General features: G+C 73.2%; 15 protein-coding genes. 10 read left to right on the top strand and 5 right to left on the bottom strand.

Features of this window, described 5'->3' with window-relative positions; translation table 11 throughout:
* The first annotated feature begins 258 nt into the window (after window positions 1-258).
* The 4 genes from ACQPYN_RS02335 (at window position 259) to ACQPYN_RS02350 (ending at window position 4,029) form a co-directional block, all read left to right on the top strand.
* The gene (locus ACQPYN_RS02335) at window positions 259-567 is read left to right on the top strand and encodes a hypothetical protein (protein WP_433032896.1); all 309 of its coding nucleotides are present in this window, start codon (window positions 259-261) and stop codon (window positions 565-567) included.
* Between the two features lie 457 nt (window positions 568-1,024).
* Complete coding sequence (locus tag ACQPYN_RS02340; protein ID WP_433032899.1) at window positions 1,025-1,747, top strand: class I SAM-dependent methyltransferase; 723 nt, start codon at window positions 1,025-1,027, stop codon at window positions 1,745-1,747.
* Window positions 1,748-1,819: 72 nt separating this feature from the next.
* Window positions 1,820-2,494 carry a hypothetical protein gene (locus ACQPYN_RS02345; protein ID WP_433032902.1) on the top strand — a complete coding sequence of 225 codons (675 nt, stop codon included), beginning with the start codon at window positions 1,820-1,822 and terminating at the stop codon, window positions 2,492-2,494.
* Between the two features lie 248 nt (window positions 2,495-2,742).
* Window positions 2,743-4,029, top strand: a complete 1,287-nt coding sequence (locus ACQPYN_RS02350) for an MFS transporter (protein WP_433032904.1) — start codon at window positions 2,743-2,745, stop codon at window positions 4,027-4,029.
* Here the strand turns inward: ACQPYN_RS02350 and ACQPYN_RS02355 are convergent.
* Window positions 3,957-4,670, bottom strand: coding sequence for a GntR family transcriptional regulator (locus tag ACQPYN_RS02355; protein ID WP_433032907.1), 714 nt, complete (start codon window positions 4,668-4,670; stop codon window positions 3,957-3,959). The two genes, ACQPYN_RS02350 and ACQPYN_RS02355, sit on opposite strands and share 73 nt — an antisense overlap.
* Before the next feature lie 71 nt (window positions 4,671-4,741).
* On the opposite strand from ACQPYN_RS02355, the gene ACQPYN_RS02360 reads away from it, so the two are divergent.
* From ACQPYN_RS02360 to ACQPYN_RS02370, 3 genes are read left to right on the top strand one after another with little or no spacing between them, the layout of a single operon-like run.
* Window positions 4,742-5,986, top strand: a complete 1,245-nt coding sequence (locus ACQPYN_RS02360) for a CaiB/BaiF CoA transferase family protein (protein ID WP_433032910.1) — start codon at window positions 4,742-4,744, stop codon at window positions 5,984-5,986.
* 30 nt (window positions 5,987-6,016) lie between these two features.
* Window positions 6,017-6,637: an isochorismatase family protein gene (locus tag ACQPYN_RS02365; protein WP_433032913.1), complete on the top strand. Its 621-nt coding sequence runs from the start codon at window positions 6,017-6,019 to the stop codon at window positions 6,635-6,637.
* Window positions 6,630-7,496 (top strand): alpha/beta fold hydrolase, encoded by an 867-nt coding sequence (locus tag ACQPYN_RS02370; RefSeq protein ID WP_433032916.1) that lies wholly within the window; start codon window positions 6,630-6,632, stop codon window positions 7,494-7,496. Before ACQPYN_RS02365 ends, ACQPYN_RS02370 begins: the two co-directional genes overlap by 8 nt.
* Before the next feature lie 101 nt (window positions 7,497-7,597).
* Here the strand turns inward: ACQPYN_RS02370 and ACQPYN_RS02375 are convergent, their stop codons facing one another.
* Window positions 7,598-8,431, bottom strand: coding sequence for a DUF427 domain-containing protein (locus ACQPYN_RS02375; protein ID WP_433032919.1), 834 nt, complete (start codon window positions 8,429-8,431; stop codon window positions 7,598-7,600).
* Between the two features lie 115 nt (window positions 8,432-8,546).
* On the opposite strand from ACQPYN_RS02375, the gene ACQPYN_RS02380 reads away from it, so the two are divergent.
* Window positions 8,547-9,947, top strand: a complete 1,401-nt coding sequence (locus ACQPYN_RS02380) for an NAD(P)/FAD-dependent oxidoreductase (RefSeq protein WP_433032922.1) — start codon at window positions 8,547-8,549, stop codon at window positions 9,945-9,947.
* 9 nt (window positions 9,948-9,956) lie between these two features.
* On the opposite strand, the gene ACQPYN_RS02385 is transcribed toward ACQPYN_RS02380, so the two are convergent.
* Window positions 9,957-11,888, bottom strand: coding sequence for an ABC transporter ATP-binding protein (locus ACQPYN_RS02385; RefSeq protein ID WP_433032925.1), 1,932 nt, complete (start codon window positions 11,886-11,888; stop codon window positions 9,957-9,959).
* A gap of 132 nt (window positions 11,889-12,020) precedes the next feature.
* On the opposite strand from ACQPYN_RS02385, the gene ACQPYN_RS02390 reads away from it, so the two are divergent.
* Window positions 12,021-12,614 (top strand): dihydrofolate reductase family protein, encoded by a 594-nt coding sequence (locus ACQPYN_RS02390; protein WP_433032928.1) that lies wholly within the window; start codon window positions 12,021-12,023, stop codon window positions 12,612-12,614.
* Window positions 12,615-12,629: 15 nt separating this feature from the next.
* Here the strand turns inward: ACQPYN_RS02390 and ACQPYN_RS02395 are convergent, their stop codons facing one another.
* Window positions 12,630-13,361, bottom strand: coding sequence for a TetR family transcriptional regulator (locus ACQPYN_RS02395; protein WP_433032931.1), 732 nt, complete (start codon window positions 13,359-13,361; stop codon window positions 12,630-12,632).
* Window positions 13,362-13,596: 235 nt separating this feature from the next.
* Between ACQPYN_RS02395 and ACQPYN_RS02400 the strand changes: the two genes are divergently transcribed.
* Entirely contained in the window at window positions 13,597-16,797 is a 3,201-nt protein-coding gene (locus ACQPYN_RS02400) for an Ig-like domain-containing protein (protein ID WP_433032934.1), read from the top strand.
* Between the two features lie 431 nt (window positions 16,798-17,228).
* On the opposite strand, the gene ACQPYN_RS02405 is transcribed toward ACQPYN_RS02400, so the two are convergent.
* On the bottom strand, window positions 17,229-17,402 hold the full coding sequence (locus ACQPYN_RS02405) for a hypothetical protein (protein ID WP_274188562.1): 174 nt from the start codon (window positions 17,400-17,402) through the stop codon (window positions 17,229-17,231).
* Window positions 17,403-17,525 lie beyond the last annotated feature (123 nt).

Genomic DNA, 17,525 nt, shown 5'->3' on the forward strand with positions numbered 1-17,525 from the left:
CCCTCTTCCAAAGCTTGGTTGACCCCGGCCTGGCCCGCGCCCGCAAGAGACCTACGCGGGCACCGCCGCTGCCCTCATTGGCGAGGTGCGGTCACGTTGAGTTGAAGAATTCATGACGATCGGCGGTCGGCGTTGGTCCCTCGGAGTGAATATCTGCGGGGATCATGGGGGCCGCTGTCACACTGCGTCCCTCCAGCGAGAGGCGGGCCGTCGCACAGCGAACGATGCGCTCGGTGCCCTCGAGAAGAGGAGTTCGCCATGAGTGTCATGCTCACTGTCAAGTTTCCCACGGTCCCAGCCGCGAACCAGGAGAAGATCGTCGACGACTATCGCGACACGATGATGGCAATCATCGAGGACGCCAAGCGCCACGGGGCCCTCCATCACTTTTTCGCGGAGGATACGGACGGGAACCTGCTGGTCGTGGACGAATGGCCGGACGAGGAGTCGTGGCAGCAGTTCTTCGCCGGTCAGGAGGACATCATGAAGGTGATGGCCGCGGCTGGCGCGACGACCGAACCCACGGTGACCACCTATCGGATCCTTGACACGCCCGATCGCTTCTAAACTGATCTCATAACTCGCGGAGAGCGGTACAGGCAGCCCTATGCCGTGGCCTCGCGAAGCGTCGTCAGGAGCGCTGTGTGCGTCGTGCGGGCCGCCTCAGCCCGGTATCGAGTCGTCCGGGACCGCCGCGCGATACACCAAGTAGCCCACGAACCAGAGCGGGCATGTGCTCACCACCCTCTGCAGGGTGCCGGTCGCCGCCATGCGTGCCGCACGACGGCCCGAATGCAGCGGAACTCCCGTCGCTTCGTGCGCCACGCTGAGCACGGTGGGACTGCCGACGTGCACCGTTGGACGCCGTGAGGATGCCGCTCAGGGTGAGGCACTGACTCGTCATGCGTAGGTCTCGGGTTCGAATCCCGAAGGCGGCTCCACCCTGACCAGGAGGTTCCTCCTCGTCCGCGCTGCGGGGCCAGCCAGGTGCAGTGATCGAACCGGACAGGGCCATGATCCCCGGGTGAGCAGCAACGCGGACCCCGAGATCGGCTCCCCGTCCGTGGGGTCCGAGGACGCGCCGGCGGACCTGTCCGTGGTCACGACCGGGCAGGCAGGCTCCCGGGTCGGTCGGTGGCGGTGGCGGACGCCGGCGGCGCTCTACCGGTTGATCAGCGCCCCCGCGCTGCGGGCGGTCCTGGGCTGGGACCTGGCCCACCGGGACGTCCGGTGGGTCCCGACGGAATCCGGCACCTGCCTCGAGGTCGGCAGCGGCGGCGGCTTCTACACCGGGGCGCTCGCGCGGCACCTTCCCCCGTCCGGGACGCTGCTCTCGCTGGAGCGCCATCACGGCAGCCTGGTGACCCTGCGGAGCCGGCTGGCCGACCGACCGGGCGCCACCCTGCGTCAGGTGTGCGGCGACGGCACACGCCTGCCGCTCGCGGCGGGCAGCGTGGACGTCGTGTTCCTGGGCTACTGCCTGGAGGAGATGCCCGATCCGTACCGTGCGGTCGCCGAGGCCCACCGCGTGCTGCGGCCCGGGGGCCGGCTGGTCGTGTTCCTGTGGCGCCCGGCGATCACGAAGCGACGGCGCGACCCCGTCCTCGCCCGCATGCACGAGCTCTTCGCCATCGAGCGGGAGCGGTTCGGACCGCAGAACATCCGGTTGTGCCTCCGCCGGCCCGACCCCGCTCCCGCCCACACCTCGTCGGTCGGCTCGACCGCCGGGACAGTGGGACGGGGCTGATCAGGTCACCGGCGCAGCTCGGCGTGAACGGGCCTCGCCGATGAGCGGGCCGCAGCGGTGACCCTGGGGCTGGTGGGATCGCTCGGGGTCGGGGCCGGTCTGGGGCTGCTGGGCGTGGACCCGGCGGGCGCCCTGATCGCGGCCGTCGCCCTCGCGGCGGGGGCGCGGGACCGACAGATCGTGATCTTCGGGGTGGTCGTCCTCGTCGGCACCACCGTCTTCGGCGTCGTCCTCACGGTGGCCGTCGGGGAACGGCTGGCACGGCTCGACTGGGCCTCGGTGCTGCCGAGCGGGGCCCTGCGTGCCGGGCTCGAAGCGGGCGCGGCGCTCCTGCTGGCGGCCTGGGCCGTGACCCGCGTCGTGCGCGGGAGCACCTCCTCCGAGCCCCGGGTCATGGGGGCGGGGGCGACCGGAGCCGTCGTGGCCGGCGTGCTGTTCATCGGCACCGCCGCCACCGACCCGTCGTTCGCGGCCCTGATCGTGCTGGCGGGGCGGGAGGCGTCACCGACCGGTGTCGTCGCCGCGAACACGGTGTGGACCGTGGTCAGCCAGGCGCCGCTGTTCGTGGTGGTCGTGGCGGTCCTCCTGGGACGACACCGCGCGGCGGTCGACACGCTGCAGCGCCTCCGGGAGCGGTGGGCGCCGCGCGTGCGGGTCCTCGTCACCGTCGCGCTCGCTCTCGGCGCGCTGGTGCTGCTGGTCGACGTGCTGAGCTGGGCGACGGGCTCCTTCCTGATCGGTCGCTGACGCGCGGGCCAGTTCTGTATGCAAGAAGCGCCACTTCGGCGCCGTATCGCCCCTGAGGGGCCGTCACGCGCGCAGTCTGGGTATACAACAACCTTGCGTTCATGGCGTGACTCACTGCACGCTGTCTGTCACGGAGCCCGTGCGCCACGGGACGGGAGAGGCAGGTCATGCGGCCCACCGGAGAGCTCGCTCCCTCGACCGATCGCCCGAGGACCGGGCTCTCCCCGGGCCGCACCGCCCTGGCGTGCATGATCGGGACGCTTGTCGAGATCTACGACTTCATCCTCTACACGTTCGTCGCCGCCCTCGTCTTCGGGCCGCTGTTCTTCCCGGGAGCGCAGCCGTGGCTCGGCACGCTCGCGGCGCTCTCGAGTCACGCCGTGGCGTTCCTCGTGCGACCCCTGGGCGCCTGGGTCTTCGGTCGCCTCGGCGATCGTTGGGGGCGTCGCGGCGCCCTCGTGATGTCGTTGTCGCTGATGGGCGTGGCCTCGGCCGGGGTCGGCCTGCTGCCCACCTACGCGGCCATCGGGGTCGCCGCGCCGGTGCTGCTGGTGACCCTGCGCCTGGTCCAGGGCCTCGCGGTGGGCGGCGAATGGGGCGGCGCGGTGGCGGTGGCCGTCGAGCACGCCCCGCCGTCGCGGCGGGTGCTCTACGGGTCGCTCCCGCAGGTCGGCTCGGTGCTCGGTCTCGCGCTGGCGGCGGCGTCGCTGCTGATCGTCTCGTCCTCGGTGAGCGAGGAGACGTTCCTCAGCTGGGGCTGGCGAGTGCCGTTCCTCGCCGGATTCGTGCTCGTGGGGCTCGGGATGATCGTCCGGCTGCGCCTCGAGGAGACCCCGGACTTCAAGCACACCCGCGACGAGGTCCCGCCGACGTTCGCCGCGACGATGCGCGAGGCCGGCCGGCCGATCCTCGCGATGACGCTCTCCTGGCTCGCGATCATCGTCGTGGTCTACGCCCTCATGACCGGGCTGCTCGCCTACGCGAAGACCTACGTCGACGGCATCGACGCCGTCGACGTCCAGGTGGGCCTCGTCCTGTGCGGCCTGCTGCTCGTGCCCTACACGATCGGCGCCGCGCTGCTGTGCCGGCGGGTGCCGCGCGAGCGCCTCGTGCTCGTCGCCGGTGTGTTCGCCGTCCTCTGGGCGTTCCCGGCGTTCGCCCTGGTCAACACCGGTGAGCCGGCGCTGCTGTGGCTCGCGATGGCGATCGGGGTGGTGCCCTACGGGCTGGGCAACGGTGCCCTCCCGTCGCTGATGAGCGACGTCTTCCCGGTGCGGCTGCGCTACACCGGCATCGCGGTGTCCTTCGCCCTGGCCAACGTCATCGGCGGGGCCCTGCTCCCGCTGCCGGCGCTCGCTCTGGTGCAGACCTTCGGCGGCTCGTCGGTGCCGCTCGCGCTGGCCCTGGTGCTCGGCGGACTCGCCACGGTGGTCGGCGTGGTCATGGTCCGGCGGCTGCCGCGCTACCCCGCGGGCTCGCCCGGCCCGGAGCTCGACACCTCGTCCGAGGGCTCCACCTCGGCGGCCTCGCGGTGACCGTTGCCGGCGGAGGGCAGACGCATCGCCTCGCGGGCCGCGAGGATGTGCGCCCGCATGAGGTGGCCCGCCCACGCGGCGTTGCCCGCTCGCAGGGCGTCCACCAGCTCGTGGTGGTGGGCCGCGCTGCGCACGAAGTCCTCCGGACGGAAGGCGCTGTAGCGGGCCGCGACCGCGGGGACGTCGAGGAGGCCGTGCACCATCGCCTCGAGGCGGGGCCGGTGGGTGGCGGCGGTCAGCGCGAGGTGGAAGAACCGGGCGTTCTCGGAGAAGGCGACGAGATCGACCGACGGCGCCGCGACCACGGCGTCGCCCTCCGCGCACAGCCGGTCCAGCGTCTCGAGGTCGTCGGGTCCCGCCGTCCCCGCGGCGAGCTCGGCGGCGTGCGACTCCAGGACCACCCGCAGGTCGAGGATCTCCTGCTGCATCTCGGGCCGCCATCGGGCGACCCGGGCGGCGCGCCGCGGCGACACCTCGACCAGCGATTCCCCCGCCAGACGCCCGAGGGCCTCCCGGACCGGGGTGCGGCTCACGCCGAGACGCTCGGCCGACTCCACCTCGGGCAGCGGCGTTCCCGGGGCCAGGACCCCTTCGAGGATCTCCCGGCGCAGCTGGCGGTAGGCCGTGTCTGCGCGGTTCACCGCTGCTCCACGGCCCGACAGCCTATCGACAGCCCGGCACGGTGTGCCGACGGCGAGACAGGAGACCCGCGATGACCGCGTACGCCGCCGAGCCCATCGGTACTGCGGGCCCTCTCGGCGCACTCGGCGCCGGCGCCCTCCAGGGTGTCCGGGTCCTCGAGCTGGGCCAGCTGCTCGCCGGGCCGTACTGCGCGCAGCTGCTCGCCGACCACGGGGCGGACGTCGTCAAGCTGGAGGACCCGCAGCACGGGGACGTCATGCGGCAGTGGGGCCAGAAGTTCGAGGGGCGCTCGCTGTGGTGGCCGATCGTCGCCCGCAACAAGCGGTGCGTCACCGCCGATCTGCGGACCCCCGAGGGCCGGTCGATCGCCCGGTCGCTGGCCGCGGACGTCGACATCGTGATCGAGAACTTCCGTCCGGGGACGATGGAGCGCTGGGGCCTCGACCACGAGACGCTCGCGGCCGAGCACCCCGAGCTGATCATGGTGCGGATCAGCGGGTACGGGCAGACCGGCCCCTACGCCCACCGCGCGGGGTACGCCTCGGTCGGCGAGGCGATGGGCGGGCTGCGGCACCTGGTGGGCGAGCCCGACCGTCCCCCCGGCCGCTGCGGCATCTCCCTGGGCGACTCGCTGACGGCGATGTTCGGCGCCCTCGGCGCGCTCTCGGCGCTCGAGCACCGGCGACGGACCGGGCGGGGCCAGGTGGTGGACGCGTCGATCTACGAGTCGGTCCTGGCCGTCACCGAGTCGCTGATCCCGGAGTGGGTCCTCGCCGGGCACGAGCGCACCCGCACCGGCGCGACCCTGCCCGGCGTCGCGCCCAGCAACGTCTACCCCACCGCGGACGGTGGGAGTGTCCTGGTGGCCGCGAACATGGACACCGTCTTCCGCCGCCTGACGGTCGCGATGGGACGCCCGGAGCTCGCCGACGACGAGCGCTTCGTGACCCACGGCGCCCGCGGCGCGCACGCCGCGGAGCTCGACGCGCTCGTCGCCGAGTGGACCTCGGCCCGTCCCGCCGACGTCCTGCTCGCCCACCTCGAGGAGCACGGCGTGCCGGCGGGCCCGATCTACCGGGCCCGGGAGATGCTGGACGACCCGCACTTCCGGGCGCGGGAGTCGATCGTGTCGATGGCCGACCCCCGCTTCGGAGAGCTCCCCATGCAGGGCGTGTTCCCCCGGCTGTCCGCCTCGCCCGGCGAGGTGCGCTGGCTCGGTCCCGAGCTCGGCGAGCACACCGACGAGGTGCTCACCGAGCGTCTCGGCTACACGCCGGAGGCCGTCGCGCAGCTGCGCTCGGCCGCCGTGATCTGACCGGCCCACCTCCGACGGGAGAGGACACCCATGACCGACGAGTTCACCGCCGCCGGCTACTCCAGCCACGACATCGGGTTCGGCCGCCGCGCCGCGATGCTGGTCGTCGACTTCCAGCGCGCCCTGACCGAGGGCGAGTACGCCCTCGGGCGCAGCCCCCACGTCCGCGAGGCCGTCGAGCGCAGCGGCCCGCTGCTCGACCGCGCCCGGGCGCTCGGCGTCCCTGTGCTGCACACCGCCGTCGCCTTCGACGGACCCGCCGACCTGGGGCGGTGGAAGATGCCCGAGCTCGGGAAGATCACGCCGGGCTCGCCCGCCGCGGAGATCGACCCCAAGGTCTGGCACTCGTCGGACGAGCTGGTGATCAAGAAGGCGCCGTCGGCGTTCTTCGGGACGCCGGTGGCCTCGATGCTGCGGTTCTGGGACGTCGACACCGTCGTCGTGCTGGGGTGCATGACCTCGGGCTGCATCCGCGCGACGATCGTGGACGCCTTCTCCCACGGCCTGCGCACGATCGTCGTCGGCGAGTGCTGCGGCGACCAGCAGGAGCAGGCCCACCGGGCCAACCTCGCCGACGTGGGACGTCGCTACGCCGACGTCGTCGACGTCGACGCGGCCGTCCGCGGGCTGGAGGGGATCGCGGGTGCCTGAGGTCAGCATCGACGGCCGGCGCCTGTTCTTCGAGGTCCACGGCGCCGGCGAGGACCGTCCCCGGATGATCGCCATGGGCGGCTGGGGGACGTTCTGCCACGGCCGGCTCGGCGATCTCCCGCGCGCGGTCGTCGCCGACTTCGAGGTCGTCGTCTTCGACTACCGGGGCCTCGGCGAGAGCGACGACCGGCCCGAGGCCGAGGCCTCGACGCGCTCCTACGCCGACGACGTGGCCGCGCTGCTCGACCACCTCGGTGGTGGCCCCGTCCACGTGCTCGGGATGGTCGGGATGGGTGCGTGCGTCGGGCAGGAACTGGCGATCCGGCGCCCCGATCTCGTGCGCTCGTTGTTCCAGACCGGGTCGTGGGCCTACGCCGACCCCGCTCTCACCGACCAGCTGACGATGATGCGCCGGGTGCACCAGGAGCTGGGCTTCGAGGCCTTCCAGATGCTCTGCGCCTCGCTGAGCTTCACCCCGGCGTTCTACGACCGGCATCGCGACCGTCTGCTCGGCCCCGACGGCGCGTGGGGCGACCTCGTCGGGCGCGCCGACGCCCACGCCCGGCTCGTCGCGGCCTGCCTCGACCACGACACCCGCGACCGCCTGGACCAGGTGCGCGTCCCGTGCTTCGTCCTGCACGCGGGCCGCGACCCGATCACGACGGTCGACCACACCGGCCTCCTCGCCGACCTGCTGCCGGGGTGTCGCACCGAGACGTGGGCGGACACGTCGCACGTCATCGCCGGCAAGGAGCAGAAGCTCCGCCTCGATGCCCTGCTGCGGTCGTTCTACGACGATCTCGTCGCCGTCCCGGCTCCGGAGGTCGCCGCCGCGGCGCACCGGGCGTCGGAGGTCTGAGGTCGCGGGGTTCGGAGGACGTGCGCACACGTCGAACACGCGGACCGGCGTCGAAGGTCGACACACCGCGGTGCGGCACGAGCAACGGCAGCGCAGTGCCGTCAGCTCCAGGGGGTCAGCGGGCGGTCGCCCCGCTCTCCGTCGACCACGATGTCGACGCGCTCGTCGAAGAAGCAGACCATGTCGGTGACCGGGACGGCGTCGGGCCACGGGTCGGGATAGGTCCAGGCGACGTCGGTCGGGGTGCCGTCCGCGTCGGCCGTGGCCCAGTACGACGCAACGCCCTTGTAGGCGCAGGTCGTGCGGGTGCCGCTCGGTCGGAGCAGGTCGAACCGCACGTCCTCCGGCGGCAGGTAGAACCGGACCGGCAGACCCGTCTCGAAGAGCAGGCTCGGCCGTGAGCTCTCCGCGAGGACCGTCCCGTCGCGCTCGACGCGGACGTGACGGTCGCTGCGCAGGACGTCGATGCGGGCCAGCGGGTCGTGTGGGTGGCCGATGACGCGCTCCGCCTCCTCGAACCACACGTCGAACGCGTCCCAGTCGAGGACGACGTGGTCGGCGAGATCGGGGTCCGCGAGCCGGAACGCCGCGCCGACCCGTTCCTGGTGCGCGACCCGCAGGGTCAGCACGTCGCCCTGCGCGGTGTGGTGGCCGAAGCCGGCTTCCGGCGTGAGCACCTCGGTCGCCGCGGCTCCCATCCGGACCGGCCCGCCATGGGTGTCACCATCGCCGGGGCGACCGGGAACGAGCTCGGCGGCGACGTCGGTGATCGGCACGGCGTACTGCGGGACGACGCGCTGCGGCTCCCAGAGCAGCACCGCCCGTCGGGAGTCGACGACGGTCGTCCCGTCGATCACGGCTCGGACGTGCTTCGCCGTGGGGAAGTAGCGCAGCTCGGAGAGCCCGGACTCGAAGCGAGCGAGGCGTGTCGCCATGGGCGGATCCTGCTCGCGTCGCGCCGGCCCCTCAACACCCCCGGGCCGTCGGCGTGGGCGATTCTCGGGGCCCGACCCCGACGCGCGGCGGGACGGAGAGGCCCAGCCTCAGGTCATGGACGACGGCCAGGTGGTGGTGTGCGGAGCGGGAGTGGTCGGGCTCGCGCTGGCGACGATGCTGGCGGGAGAAGGCCGGCCGGTCACGGTGCTGGAGACCGACCCCGCGCCCACCCCGAGCGGTGCCGACGCGGCGTGGTCGGGGTGGTCCCGGCACGGGGTGGCACAGTTCCGCCAGCCGCACAGCGTCTTCCCCCGGTTCCGTCACCTCTGCGACGAGGACCTCCCGGGCGTCACCGAGGCGCTCCTCGCCGCCGGGTGCCGCTCGTTCGATCCCCTCGACACCGCCCCGCCGTCGATCGGTGACCACGACTCCCGGCCCGACGACGAACGGTTCCGGTGGGTCACCGGTCGCCGTCCCGTCCTCGAAGCGGTGCTGGCGGCGCGGGCCGAGCAGCAGCCGGGGGTGACGCTCCGGCGTGGCGTCCGGGTCATCGGTCTCATCGAGGGCGCCCGCGCGGAGCAGGGCGTGCCCCGCGTCGCGGGCGTGTTCACCGACGACGGCGAGCAGGTCCGGGCCGACCTGGTGGTCGACGCGATGGGACGCCGGACGCCCTCGGACGCCTGGCTCGCGGACCTGGGTGCGGCCCCGCCGCAGCGGACGGCCGAGGACAGCGGCTTCGCGTACTACAGCCGCTACTTCTCCGGGCCGCTTCCCGCCTGGCGGACCGCGCCGCTCGTGCCGTACGGGACGGTCACGCTCCTGACGATCCCGTCCGACAACGACACGTGGTCGGTCACCGTGTACGGCGGCTCGCGCGACGCCCCGCTGAAGAGCCTGCGCGACCCCGTGTGCTTCGACCGCGTGCTGCACGGCTTCCCGCGGCACGGTCACTGGGTCGACGCCGAGGCCCAGCCCGGCGTGGCGGTCATGGCCGGCGTGCTCGACCGCGTCCGCACCCTCGTCGTGGACGGCTCGCCGGTGGTCACGGGCTTCACCGCCGTCGGTGACGCCTGGGCCTGCACCAACCCCTCCGCAGGGCGGGGCATCAGCATCGGGCTGATGCACGCCCGGGTGCTCCGCGACACCCTCCGCGAGCACCCCGACGACCCGGCGGCCTTCGCGACGGCGTTCCAGCGGCACACCGACGAGAGCGTCGCGCCCTACGTGCACGACCAGCTGCACGCCGACCGGATCCGGGTCGCCGAGATGGACGCCCTGCGCCACGGCGAACCGGCGCCGACCGCCGATCCCGACGTGACCGCCTTCGCCGCGGCGGCGATGGAGGACCCCGAGGTCTTCCGGGCGCTCCTCGAGGTCGTCCTCTGCCTCGCCCTCCCGAACGAGGTCCTCGCCCGGCCCCGCATCGCCGACGCCGTCGCGCGGCGGCGCGGAGAGGCGCCCGCACCGTCCTCCGGCCCCGACCGACGGGGTCTGCTGGCGCTGATCGCCGCGTGACGAGCGGGCTCAGGCCGCGGAGGAGTCGTCCGTGCTGCGGGTGGTGAGGACCTTGCCGTCGGTGAAGAGCACGCCGTCGGCGCACCGGGCCTCGACCGCGCCGGCGCCGAACTGCTCGGCGTAGAGCTGCGCGTACAGCCCGCCGCGCGCCAGCAGCTCGTCGTGCGTGCCCTGCTCGACCAGGCGGCCGCGATCGATCGCGAAGATCACGTCGGCGGCCAGGATCGTCGAGAGCCGGTGCGCGATCGCGATCGTCGTCCGCCCGGACATCACCGTCTCCAGGGCCTGCTGCACCAGGCGCTCGCTGGTGGTGTCGAGCGCGGAGGTGGCCTCGTCGAGCACCAGGATGCGCGGGTCGGCGAGGATCACCCGCGCGATCGCGATGCGCTGCTTCTCCCCGCCGGAGAGGCGGTAGCCGCGTTCCCCGACGACGGTGTCGTAGCCCTCGGCGAGCCCCTCGAGGTGCTCGGCGATGTTCGCGGCCCGGGCGGCGGCGCGGATCTGCTCGTCGGTGGCGTCCGGGGCGGCGTAGCGCAGGTTCTCGGCGACGGTCGCGTGGAACAGGTAGCTCTCCTGGGTCACCATCCCGACGAGGCCGGGCAGCGAGGCGAGGGTGAGGTCGCGGACGTCGGTGCCGTCGAGGCGCACCGAGCCCTCGTCGACGTCGTAGAGCCGCGGGACCAGCGAGGACAGCGTGGTCTTGCCCGCCCCGCTCGGCCCGACGATCGCCGCGAGCTGGCCGGGCTCGATGTGCAGCGAGAGGTCCTCGAGCGCCCACGGGCCCGGCTCGGAAGGGCGGCCGGGCTCGGCGTCGACGGGGTAGCGGAACCAGACGTCGCGGAACTCGACCTCCCCGCGCGCGTCGGCCTTGGCCAGCGGACGCGCGTCGGGGCGGTCGCGCAGCTCGGGGACGAGGTCGAGGTACTCGAAGATGCGCCCGAAGAGCGCCAGCGACGTCTGCACGTCGAGCGACACCCGCAGCAGGTTGACGATCGGGAACAGCAGCCGCGTCTGCAGGGTGGTGAACGCGACGAGCGTGCCGGCCGAGATGCCGGCGTCGCCGCGGGCGGCGAGCAGGCCCGCCACCAGGTAGACCACGGCCGGGATCAGCGCGAAGAAGCCGGTGACGACGGCGAAGAAGGACTGGCCGCTCATCGTCTGGCGGATCTGCAGGGTGGTCTGGCGGTCGTTCTCCGAGCTGTACCGCGCGACCTCGTGCTCCTGGCGGCCGTACACCTTGGCCAGCAGGACGCCGGACACCGACAGCGTCTCCTGGGTGATCGCGCTCATGTCCGACAGCGACGACTGGGTGCGCGCCGCGATCTTCCGCCGCACCCGCCCGACCCGGATCTGCAGCACGAGGAACACCGGCAGCAGCACGAACGCCACCAGCGACAGCTGCCACGACAGCGCGACCATCGCGATGACCGAGGCGACGACGGTCACGACGTTGCCGAGGATCGACGACGCGGTGTCGGTGACGACGGACTGGACGCCGCCCACGTCGTTGTCCAGCCGCGACTGGATGGACCCGGTGCGGGTGGAGGTGAAGAACCCGAGGTGCATCCGTTGCAGGTGGGCGAAGAGCCGGTCGCGCAGCGACTGCATGACGCGGTTGCCGAGCACGGTGGTCAGGTAGGTCTGGCCGATCCCGATCACCGCGGAGACGGCCGCGATGGCGATCATCGCGCCGACCAGGGCGGTCAGCAGCCCGATCCGGGGCCCTCCCGGGACGAAGAGGGCGTCGTCGAAGACGCGCTGGGTGAGGAACGGCGTGACCACGCCCAGCGCGGAGGTGACGAGGATCGCGAGCGCGATCAGCACCAGGCGCCCGCGGTAGGGGGCGAAGAGCGCGACCGCCCGGCGTCCGGTGGTGTCCTTGACCGACGTCCCGGTCGGTGTCGAGGGCTCGGCGGTGGCCTCGTCCCGGCGCTGCGCCATCTGCCCTCTTCTCCCGTCGGCGGACTTCACTCTGCACCTCGCACGGCTGTGGTGTCGAAACGAGGGTGGGTGCGTTCGTCGCCAGGGTGAGGGACCGGCACCGGGCCGGTCGCCAGCCCGAGGGAGGACCCCATGACCGCGACCTACACCTTCGACGTCTTCTCCAGCCTCGACGGCTACGGCTCCTACGGAGGTGACGGCGACTGGGGCGGCTACTGGGGCAAGCAGGGCCCCGAGCTGCTCGAGCACCGCCTGGCCTCGTTCGGGGACGAGCACCGCATGGTCTTCGGCGCGACGACGTTCCGGCAGTTCGTGGCGATGCTCTCCGAGAGCACCGAGGAGTCCGAGGTGCGCGACCCGTGGGTCGACCGGATGCGCTCCATGCCGATGACGGTGGTGTCGTCGACGCTGTCCGGCCCGCTCGACTGGCCGGACGCGACCGTCGTGGGCGGCGACGCCGTCGACACCGTCCGGCGGCTCAAGGAGGAGTCCGACGTGCCGTTGCGCTCGCACGGCAGCCTCTCGCTGAACTGGGCGCTCATGGCCGCCGGCCTGGTCGACCGCCTCCTGATCACGATCTTTCCCGTGATCACCGGGAGGACCGGCACCGACCCCGTCCTCGGCGGTGCGGACGACTTCGACCTCGAGCTGCTCGAGCGCCGGACCCTCGACGGCGACATCCAGGAGCTCGTCTACCGGCCCACGCTGCACCGGCCCGGGCGCTGACGCCGACCGGCTCGCTCAGGCGCCGCGGATCCGGGCGAAGGCCTCGGGATCGGGAGCGGGGCGGTGCTCCCAGCCCGAGTCGCGGAGCTCGGCGAGCCACGACTCGGAGGCGATGACCGGCAGGATCCCGAGCCAGGTGTCGGTCATGCGCTCGAAGTAGGAGGGCGAGCCGACGATGGTCTCGGCGAACGCGTGGTGGCCCGAGGCGGCCGCGACCACGAGCCGGCTCACCCGGTCCGGTTCGGTCGCGGGGCGCAGCAGGCCCTGCTCGAGCGCGGACCGCAGACGGGCGGCCGTGCTCTGCGCCCAGTCGCCGTACCAGGCGCGTTGCCTGTCGGCGAACTCCGCGGCCCCGCCCATCGCCCGGCTCCCGCCCCGCACGACGACGTCGTGGGTCCACCGGCTGACGTAGGCGTCGGTCTCGACGAGGAGCGTGCGCAACGGGTCGAGCCCGCGCTCCGCGATCATGCCGCGCACCACGTCCCAGGACTCGACGACCTCGTCCATGAGGACGGTGGCGAGCTGCTGCTTGGAGCGGAAGTGGAAGTACAGGGCGCCCTTGGTGCGCCCGGAGGCGGCGAGGATGTCCGAGAGCGAGGCCGCGTCGTAGCCGCGCTCGTCGAACACCCGTGCGGCCTCGACCAGCAGGGCATGGCGCGTCGTCCGGCCCCGCTTCTGGGGTGACGAGCCCGAGTCGGACCACCCGACGACCGGGACGTCCCACCAGGTCGTGACACCCGCGTTCATCGTGCTCACCCTCCCGCGGCCCCAGCCGAAACCGCCGGAGGACCTGACGGTAGCGCTCCGCCGCGGCCGTTCCTTGGGACATCGGTGGGGGGCAGGTGTCTCTCGGTGAGCGGTACCGCTCGCTCGGGAGCATCTTCTCCACCTGTTCGGCCTAGCGATTCTCGGGAACGTTGCTACGGCCCGTGGCGATGAGGTGAGAGACACACCGCGTGTCGCTGTGTCGGGGGGAAGCACTGTGAAGAAGCCTGTCAAGGCCAGCACCACCGTCCGGGCCGAGGCCGCGAAGGCTCGCAAGGCGGCGCGGGCCGCCAAGGCCCGGCGGGCCGGCCGCGCCGTGATCGCCTCCCGCACGGCGCAGTCCACGCTGGCCGCGGCGATCGGCGCCGGCATCCTGCTGCAGGGCGGGCCCGCCTCGCCCCCCTCGGTCGAGATGGTCGTCCGCACCGTGGCGATCGCGGGTCCGGCGGACACCGTCGACGACGAGCCGGAGAGCGCGGCCGCCGTCGCCCCGGCCGAGACCGGTGACCCCGAGACCGGGGACTCCGAGTCCGGTGACCCCGAGGCCGGTGACCCCGAGGCCGGGGCCACCTCGGGCGGGACCGAGTCCGACGAAGCAGGCGGGAGCGAGAGCGACGCGGGCGCCGGCGGGACCGAGGAGGGCACCGGCGACACCGGGTCCGACGCGAGCGGCTCGGACGACGACCAGGCGTCCACGGGCAGCAGCTCCGACGAGACGACGACGCCGAGCGCGGAGCCGACTCCGACGCCGGAGCCCGCTTTGCAGTCGGGGGAGGTCGTCCCTGGCCCGGACCCCGAGCCGTCGCCGTCGCCCACCACGACCGCGACGACGGCGGGCCCGACGGCAGCCACGACGCCGGCCGGTGCCTCGACGACCGGCGCCATTCCCACGAGGACCCCCGTCGCGGCCAGCGGTGCGACCGCCCGTCCTGCCGCCACCCCGATCGCGCGGGTCACCCACTCCTCCCACCAGAACCTGCTCACGCGGATCGCGCTCGCCCTCGCCGGCCTCGCGCCCCACGACGCGCACGTCCCGGGGGGACCCGCCACACCGACCAGTGCGCTGCTGATCGCGCAGTGGGCGTTCTTCCGTCGCGGCGAGAACCCGCTGTTCAACCAGAGCCCCGTCACGAGCCCCACGCAGTCCGCCCAGACCACGACGGGGCAGATCACCGGCGACCTGAACGCGAGCGACCCGGACCGCGACCGCCTGACCTACGCCGTCACCCAGGGGCCGACCCACGGCCGGGTGGTCCTCGCCGAGGACGGCACCTACACCTACATCCCGGACGCGGCGACGGCGCAGGCCGGCGGCACCGACACCTTCACCATCACGGTGCGCGACAACAACCCTGCCGCGCCCGGGCTGGGCGGCTTCACGGCGCTCGCCCGGCACGTCCTCGCCCGGTCCCACCCGGCGCTCGCCCAGCGGCTCTTCGGCGCGCACGCCATCGAGGTCACGGTGGACGTCACCGTCATCGGGACCACCACCGCGCCGCCGATCCCGGCCGACGTCACCGTGGGGACACCGGACCCCTCCACCGGGGTCGTCCGGGGGACGCTCCCGGCCACCGACGCGAACGGGGCACCGCTGACCTACACCGTCACGACGGCCCCGGAGCACGGGCGGGTGACCATCCGTCCCGACGGGAGCTACGTCTACGTCCCCAGCGCGGCGGGGCAGCGGTACGCGCGCGAGCACCCGGGCGCCTTCGACACCTTCACGGTGCAGGCGTCCTCGGGGGCGACGGCGAGGTTCGCGGCGCGCGTCGCTCCCGGCGACGAGCTGACCGTGCCGGTCCCCCTGGCCCAGAGCGCACCCAGCGTGCCCCCGACCGCCACGAGCAGCACCGGGGTGGGCACCTACCCCGGCTCCGCCGTGGTGAGCCCCGGCGGCCGGTACGCCGCCGTCCTGAGCTACCAGGACCGCACGGTGACGATCGTCGACACGACGAACGGGACCCGCTCCGTCGTCGCGCTGGGTGCCGACCTCAGCGAGGTGACGTTCAGCCCGGACGGCGGACGGGCGTACGTGCTGGACCAGGGCGGCCTGATCACCGTCGCCGACACCGCGACGGGCGCCGTCGTCGGGTCGGTGGACCTCGGGGACTCGGGCCAGCAGCTCCGGTTCGCGCCGGACGGACGCCATCTCTACGTCACGGCACGCTCCGGTGAGCCCGGCCAGCCGGAGACCGTGACGCTGACGGTCGTCGACACCGCCAGCCTCTCCACGGTCCCGCTCGCCGTCGGGGGCTACTACAACGGCGTGGCCTTCAGCCCGGACGGCCGTCGCGGGTACGTCGCCGACCTCCTCACGGGGTCCGTCCTCGTCATCGACCCCGCGACCAGCACCGTGGTCGACACGGTCGAGGCCGGCTACGGGGCCGCCCGTGTCGTCTTCAACCCCGCCGGCACCAGGGCCTTCGTCCCGAACGAGATCGACGGGACGATCACACTGATCCACACCGACGACGACACCGTCGGGCTCCTGGACGTCGGCGCCGGCGCCGCGTCCTCGCTGAACGACAACTCGCCGTACAGCCCGGACGGTCGTCAGCTCTACCTCCTGGACTACAGCGGGACGGTGCGGATCCTCGACACCGCGACCGACACCCTCGGGGACCCGATCCCGGTCGACACCCCGAACGGCGTCGAGTTCAGCCCGGACGGGAGCCGCGCCTACGTCGTGAGCGGAAACGACCAGGTGGAGACGCTCACGGTGATCCGCACGGCGGACCAGAGCGTCGTCCGTATTCCCACCGGGCCGGTCGACCGGGAGGTGGTGTTCAGCCCGGACGGCAGCCGCGCCTACCTCGTGCGCTACGACGGGACGGTGACCGCGATCGACGTGGCGAACGACGTCGTCAGCACCACCTACACCGTCAGCGACCAGGCGTTCGACCTGGTCCTCACCCCCGACGGCACCCGCGCCTACGTCGTGCACGTCAACAGCGAGTACGGCACGGCAGGGATCGTGACGGGCCTCGACCTGGCGACGGGCGCGACCACGACCATCGCCGTCGGCGACCGCCCCTACACCCCGATCGTCAGCGCCGACGGCCGCCGCGTCTACGTCACCAACTACTTCAGCGGCACCGTGTCGGTGATCGACACTGCGGACGACACCGTGGTCGCGACCATCCGCGGCTACGCGGAGGCGCGCCTGACCCCGGACGGGCGCTTCGTCTACGCCCGCAGCACCGTCGACGAGCTCGCCGGCATCACGTTCATCAGCACCACGGACGACCTGGTGACCTTCATCCCGGTCTCTGCGGCGGAGGACGGCCTCGCCGACGCGCAGCTCAGCCCCGACGGGCGGAGCCTCTACGTCATCTCGAACGAGGACGACAGCGTGCTGATCGTGATCTCCCTCGAGGGGGACCAGCCGACGCTCGGCGACGACGTGCAGGCCGTCTGACGGACCCGAGGTGCCCGGGAACATCCCCGGGCCCTCGCACCGTCCCAGCGGCATGGAACGCGTGATGACGCCCCGGCCCGGCCCGTGGGCACCCGTGCTCCGCCGGGTGCCGCAGGCGCCGGCGGGGCTGGGCGATCTCGGAGAGCTCGGTGAACCCTGGGCCGCGAGCGCCTGGCACCACGCCGTGGCGATCGCGTCGGGATGGAGGGGCGAGCCGACGGCGACGTCGGGCTGGGGCTACCCGCCGCCCACGGCGTACCGGCCCATGCCTCTGCCTCTGCCCCTGCCCGCGCCGGTCCCGGCACCGCGCCGGGAACCAAGCAGGCCGACGGTGCCGCGCTGGCTCCCGACCCGGCCGATCGCCGCCGCGCCCGCCTGAGGTCGAGCAGATCCGTACCTCGACGCCGCCCCCGACGGCGGCGTCGGGGCGGTCAGCGTCGGGGCGGGGGATCGACCACGAGGAGCCCGACGGCGCGTCCGAGACCGAGCATGCCGAGCAGCTCGGTGCAGTCCTCGACGCCGGTGGCGTGGGACGCGACGACGCGGGCGGCGGTGCGCTGGTCGTTCTGGTGCGCGGCCTGCGCCACCTCGTGGGCGTCGGTCACACGGTTCGTCGTGGGCGTGGACTTCGGTCCGGCTCTCACTGGGCACCGCCCTGGGCGATGGGCGAGTCCGTACCGGCGCTGCGGCGTGGTGACGTGACGGTCATGGGGCTCCCTCGGTGTCGG

It is taken from the genome of Actinomycetospora sp. CA-053990 (assembly GCF_050948445.1).
Classification (GTDB): Bacteria; Actinomycetota; Actinomycetes; order Mycobacteriales; family Pseudonocardiaceae; genus Actinomycetospora; species Actinomycetospora callitridis.